Source organism: Komarekiella delphini-convector SJRDD-AB1 (assembly GCF_014831675.1).
Classification (GTDB): Bacteria; Cyanobacteriota; Cyanobacteriia; order Cyanobacteriales; family Nostocaceae; genus Komarekiella.
Window position 1 is genome coordinate 46,139 of sequence record NZ_VJXY01000050.1, and the last position, 6,420, is coordinate 52,558.

At 41.9% G+C, this 6,420-nt stretch carries 6 protein-coding genes; all 6 read left to right on the plus strand.

Annotated features, from left to right (window positions below):
• The first annotated feature begins 45 nt into the window (after positions 1–45).
• Positions 46–804: an LmeA family phospholipid-binding protein gene (locus tag FNW02_RS30140; RefSeq protein ID WP_191761129.1), complete on the plus strand. Its 759-nt coding sequence runs from the start codon at positions 46–48 to the stop codon at positions 802–804.
• 105 nt (positions 805–909) lie between these two features.
• A complete protein-coding gene (gene crtO, locus FNW02_RS30145) occupies positions 910–2,604 on the plus strand; it encodes a beta-carotene ketolase CrtO (RefSeq protein WP_191761130.1) in 1,695 nt (564 codons plus the stop codon).
• Positions 2,605–2,913: 309 nt separating this feature from the next.
• Complete coding sequence (locus FNW02_RS30150) at positions 2,914–4,017, plus strand: saccharopine dehydrogenase family protein (protein WP_191761131.1); 1,104 nt, start codon at positions 2,914–2,916, stop codon at positions 4,015–4,017.
• A gap of 129 nt (positions 4,018–4,146) precedes the next feature.
• Positions 4,147–4,533, plus strand: coding sequence for a hypothetical protein (locus tag FNW02_RS30155; RefSeq protein ID WP_191761132.1), 387 nt, complete (start codon positions 4,147–4,149; stop codon positions 4,531–4,533).
• Positions 4,534–5,421: 888 nt separating this feature from the next.
• On the plus strand, positions 5,422–5,847 hold the full coding sequence (locus tag FNW02_RS30165) for a M23 family metallopeptidase (protein ID WP_191761134.1): 426 nt from the start codon (positions 5,422–5,424) through the stop codon (positions 5,845–5,847).
• A gap of 69 nt (positions 5,848–5,916) precedes the next feature.
• Positions 5,917–6,393: a DUF6544 family protein gene (locus tag FNW02_RS30170; RefSeq protein WP_225226007.1), complete on the plus strand. Its 477-nt coding sequence runs from the start codon at positions 5,917–5,919 to the stop codon at positions 6,391–6,393.
• The last annotated feature ends 27 nt before the right edge of the window (positions 6,394–6,420 follow it).

The window sequence follows — 6,420 nt, forward strand, 5'->3', positions numbered from 1 at the left end:
GCATCTACAGTAAACAGTAATAGGATATTAGGAGATCTAGAATTCATGCCTGACGAGCAAAGATTAGAGGAGCAATTACTATCACAAGAAGCTGAGAGAATGGTATCTCATCAGATAGAGAAAGCAGAAAAAATTGATATAGATGTGCAAACAGATCTATTAAAAATAGTTCAGGGACAAGCAGATGGAGTTTCATTTACAGGTGAAGGATTAACTATAAAAGAAGACATCCGTGTGCAGGAAATTAAACTGCAAACAGATAGTATTGCCATTAATCCGTTAAGCGCTCTTTTTGGTCAAATAGAACTAAACCAACCAGTAAATACTATTGCTCGTATTGTACTTACAGAAATAGATATTAATCGTGCTTTAAGCTCAGACTTTGTTCGTAGCAAGTTGCAAAGTTATGATTTGCAAGTAGATAGCGAAATTGTGAATTTGAAGCCGCAAGAAATTCAGATATTCTTACCTGGTAGTGGCAAACTAGAATTCAGCATAAAGGTGTTGTTAACAGAAATGGGTAATACTCGCCCGTTAAGTTTTACGGGAATGGTTCGTCCACGCACTCATTCACAACCTTTAATGCTAGAAAGTTTTAATTGTACTCAGGGTGAGGGTGTTTCAATAGAGCTAGTTGTGGCAATAATGCAAAAAATCAAAGAATTGGTAAACTTACCGTCTTTCAAATGGGAAGATATAGTATTTCGGATCAAAGATTTGGAAGTAGAAAAGGGAATTATGACACTGATGATAGAAACTCAAGTGAAGCAAATACCATCATCGTCAACTGTCGTATCTCCTTAGTAGTAGAAACAGCTACAAAAGCTAATTTTTGTACCTAATGAGTGATGTAAAATTAGGAAAAAACTTCCTAACATTAGAAAGCTAGCGCATTCTAAAATCAAAATTATGCAAGAGTACGACATTGTAATTATTGGTGCAGGACACAATGGTCTAGTTTGTGCTGCTTATTTGCTGAAAGCTGGCTATAGTGTTTTGTTGCTGGAGAAGCGTTCTGTTCCTGGTGGTGCGGCGACAACTGAAGAATGTTTACCGCAAGAAGCTCCTGGATTTAAATTTAACTTATGCGCTATTGATCATGAATTTATCCACCTAGGGCCAGTTGTCGAAGAATTAGAACTGGAAAAATATGGATTGGAATATTTAGAATGCGACCCAGTTGTTTTCTGTCCCCATCCTGATGGCAAATATTTTTTAGGTCATAAGTCGCTGGAAAAAACTTGTGCAGAAATAGCCCGTTATAATGAGCGCGATGCCAAAAAGTATGCAGAATATACAGATTACTGGCAACGAGCATTGGGTGCGATGATTCCTATGTTCAATGCACCGCCAAAGTCAGTTATAGATATCCTTGGTAACTATGACATTACAAAACTGAAAGATTTATTTTCAGTAATCGGTTCCCCAAACAAAACCCTTGACTTTATTCGTAACATGTTGACCAGTGCTGAAGATTTGGTTAACGAGTGGTTTGATGAGGAATTTTTGAAAGCACCTTTGGCAAGACTTGCATCAGAACTTGGTGCGCCACCATCGCAAAAAACCCTTGCTATTGGTGCAATTATGATGGCAATGCGTCATGACCCTGGTATGGCTAGACCTCGAGGCGGTACTGGCGCGCTTGTGCAAGCTTTGGTGAATTTAGTTAAAAGTAAGGGTGGCGTTATTCTAACAGACCAGCACGTTGATAAAATCCTGATTGACGATAAAAAAGCAGTTGGTGTACGGGTTGCTGGTGGTAAAGAATATCGTGCTAAACATGGGGTAATTTCTAATATTGACGCCCAGCGATTGTTCTTGCAAATGACTGATAAGAGTGATATCGATGCAGTTGCTCCAGAGTTAAGAGAAAGATTAGAACGCCGCATTGTTAATAATAACGAAACCATCCTCAAGATTGATTTGGCTTTAGATGAACCGTTGCGCTTTCCATATCACGCGCACAAAGATGAATATCTAATTGGCTCTATCTTGATTGCAGATTCCGTGAGTCATGTGGAACAGGCTCATAGTAAATGTACCTTGGGAGAGATTCCCGATTCTGACCCCTCTATGTATGTGGTCATGCCTAGCGCTCTTGACCCGACATTAGCACCACCAGGTAAGCACACTCTGTGGATTGAGTTTTTTGCTCCCTATCAAATTGCAGGTGCAGAAGGTACTGGTTTAAAAGGTACTGGATGGACAGATGAGTTGAAAAACAAAGTTGCAGACAGAGTAATTGACAAGTTGGCGACCTATGCACCCAATGTAAAAGATGCGACTATTGCCCGTCGTGTGGAAAGTCCAGCGGAATTGGGAGAAAGATTAGGTGCTTATAAAGGCAATTACTATCACATTGACATGACATTAGATCAAATGGTGTTTTTCCGTCCTTTGCCAGAAATAGCAAACTACAAAACCCCAATTGACAATCTATTTTTGACTGGTGCAGGGACGCATCCAGGTGGTTCTATCTCTGGAATGCCAGGACGCAACTGTGCTCGTGTGTTTTTGCAGGCTAAGCATCCAATTAGCCAGACTTTAAAGGATGCAAGAGATTCCATAAAGTCAACGGTAGAGTCAGTTTTTGGCATTAGTTGAGCAGGATGTATGCATAAGTGCGTACATTAATTGAATGTAAAAGATAATATCTCGGAGTTCTGAGTTCAGAGCTAGAAGTGTCGAGTTGCAAGCTCGGAGTTCTGAGTTTTGCTCTTGGAATTCCGAGTTTTGAGGTATGAGGGTTAAGTTTTGAGAGTGATCGCGCTACATAACAACACGAATTCTCATAAAAACTTAGGAGCAATTTATAAGTCCTCCTTTGTAAGCAGGCAAAGTCATACTTATAACAGGTGACAAACAGAACCGAAAGCTGGTGAAATATATAGTGGTGTTTCCTGTGCTGGAGCAATGACACGCGTTTTAATTTTAGGAGGACGGGGGCGAATTGGTAGCAGTGTTGCCCAGGATTTAGCCACCCACACGCAGGCACAGATTACGATCACTGGGCGTTCCCCAGAGATAGGAAAAGCTGTTAGCTTGTCTTCAGGAGGACAGGTGCAGTTTTTGGTATTGGATTTAGCAGAAGTTGATAAGCTAGGGGAGGCGATCGCAAACTCTGACTTAGTTATCCACTGTGCTGGGCCATTTCACTACCGAGATACTAATGTTCTTGAAACTTGTATTGCCCAAGGCGTTAACTATGTAGATGTCAGCGACCATCGTTCTTATACTAGTAAGGCTCTTAATTATCAAGAACAAGCCGCTGCTGCTGGTGTCACAGCGATTATTAACACTGGCATTTTTCCAGGCATTTCTAATAGCATGGTACGTCAAGGTATCGAGCAATTTGATGAAGCAGAAAAGATTCATCTGAGTTATTTAGTTTCTGGCTCTGGTGGTGCTGGCGTTACAGTGATGCGGACAACTTTTCTGGGGTTGCAGCATCCTTTTGATGCTTGGATAGATGGAAAATGGCAAGAAGTACAGCCTTATAGTGAACGCGAAGCTGTTAACTTTCTACCTCCCTATGGACGTACGGGAGTTTACTGGTTTGATATGCCAGAAACTTTCACGTTACCCCACGCTTTCCCATCAGTCAAAACCGTAATTACTAAGTTTGGCTCAGTTCCCGATTTTTATAATCACATGACTTGGATCACAGCTCATGTGTTTCCTAAATGGTTAATGCAGAAACGTAGCACTATTGAATTTTTATCTCATGTTAGTCATTTTATGACTGATGTTACCAATCGCTTTACTGGTATTGGAGTAGCAGTTCGCTCCGAAGTGACAGGTCAAAAGAACGGTAAAACAGCCGTATTTTGTTCAGACTTAGTACATGAGAATACAGCAATGGCTTCTGGTTGTGGTACAGGTAGTATTGCCCAATTATTGCTAGAGGGTAAACTCAAGAAACCAGGCGTTTTTGCTGTGGAAGAGGCACTACCAACAAATTTGTTTGAGTATACAATGCAAAATCGAGGAATTAAGATTCATCACAGTTGGTTATAGCCGAAAATTAATATGCCTTGCGGTAGAAGGAAGAACTGTACTTAAACACTTAGTATGCCTTTGAGCCTTGTGGATGGAATCTATTTATACACGACGAAGGTTCATAATAAAAAATTAGGAGGTTTTTCCATGCAAAAAATTCTATTGACTTGCAAGCAAGTTTTACGTTCTACCTTTTTGGTTTTTGGCTTAATAATGTTTATCAGCTTGTCGAGTTCATTCATTTTTATTCAGCAAGCTAATGCAACTACACTTGAAGAATTAAAGCTCGTACCTCCAGAGTATAAACCGAATTCTCAAGAAAAAATTAACCGTGCTTACGAATATGATCCAGGTGTCGGTGTTTTAGAAGAAGAACGACAAGAGGCTTATGAGCAAGCAGTAAAAGATGGAGAGAATCTTAATACTATGGAAAAGGCATACGAAAGGAATGTGAAGGCTGAAAACGAAGGAAAGCCTCAAGAAAGTATCGTTGACAAAGCGAAAGAAGTTATTGAGAATGTAACAGCAAAATAAAAATATCGGGATGTTCAGAAGATACTTGAATTTTTAATTGAGGTGTCTCTTGAATCCTGATATTTTGCAGTATTTTCAACTAGCTAATAACTTAACCAGCCTGGAACTTCGAGTTCCAGGCTAATTGCTAAAGTCTTCTCAAGAAGATTGATAAAAGACTCCGCTTTATTGGAGTTGGGATATAAAAGAGGTGTTCTGCCACCTACTAGGGCTATATCTGCAATTGTAAATCAACGTCCTCAGCGATCGCATAATACGCCGAAAATTCACTTACTGTCCTCACAAGTTTCTCAAATTGTTCTCATATCATCTTAACAGTGAGACTCGCAACATCCTGAAGAGACGGAGGCTCATTTCACTTGCACCTATATGATTCCTCAGCTGATTGGGTTGCAGATCGTTTTACCATTTGTTCTGATTGCGTGGCTAGCGATCGCACCGCCCCACAATTTCCTGGGTGTTTCGCTACAGGCCTTCGTAACAGCATTGACCTTATTTGCGATCGCCCGCATGGGAGTCTGGGTTTTTCCGCCTTGGTGGACACCTTATGTCTATGGGCTGCTCTTTATAGTTGCCTTAGTAGTTCGGCAACACAAGCTCCAGCGAAAGCTGCCGTCTAGCTGGCTCGGCTGGATTGCCATCATCGGTTTGGTTGCTTTTGGGGTTTTTGCAGGCAACGAGGCCGTGCAAAGTTGGGCAGGTCAGTTTCCGCCCCCGATTCCTGCTGTGGATCTCGCCTTTCCGCTGCGGGATGGTGATTATCTGATCGTCAATGGTGGTAGCGGCACACGGATTAATGCACATGTAAAGACATTGGACGAATCAGTTCCGCGTTTTCGGGCTTATCGGGGCAATAGCTACGGAGTCGATATTGTCGAGATTGATTCATTGGGCTTGCGAGCAAAAGGGTTAGCTCCCAGAGATCCGGCTGCTTACCATATTTATGGTAAGTCGGTGTTAGCTCCCTGTCCGGGTCAGATCGTTCAAGCGATCGACGGCTTTCCAGATATGACGATTCCACAGACTGATCCGGTGAATCGCGCGGGTAATCATGTCATTCTACGCTGTGGTGATATCGATGTCTTGCTTGCCCATTTTCGTCCCCAGAGTCTTTTGGTTCAGACTGGAACAGTCGTCAAGGTTGGCGATCGCATTGCCGAGGTAGGAAACTCCGGTGTCAGCGATGAACCCCACCTGCACGTTCATGCCCAGCGTCCCGGATCTTCTGTGGCTCCGTTTTCCGGCGATCCGTTGCCGATGCGTTTCAATGGACGCTTTCTCATTCGCAGTGATCGCGTGACCATGCCCAAATAGAAAAGAGGCTGATACCTTGAACAGAATTAGCTACCAAATTACGATTCATTACAAGAAGGGATCAAGAAAATGATTGCAAAAATTTTCTTGAGCATTGGGGTATTGCTGGCGATCGCATTCATAGTTCTAGTTATCATCCAGGTAAGAAACGAACAAGAAGTTGAGAGGATTTGGCGATCGCTCGAATCTTCACCAGCAGAAAATCGTTTCACTAAAGATATGGTTGCAGAATTACCTGCACCTGTACAGCGCTACTTTTTACATAGCATTGCATTGGGAACTCCTCTTGCTTCTTCTGTCAGCTTGGAAATGAGTGGCAGTTTTAGGATGGCACAGGATAAACCGTGGATACCAATGCGAGCAAAACAGATTACTTCAGCACTTAAAGGATTTGTTTGGAAAGCAGTTATTGGTAGCGGTTTGTTTAATTTTATGGGAGCAGATTGGAATGGCACTAAGAAAAGCTCTAAGCTATGCTCCATAATGATTACAGGCATTTATGCGATTAATGAGTCAAGGAGTAGCAGCGATCGCGATTTTTTGTAGGTGTCGTGAATATAGGTGCTGTGAAAT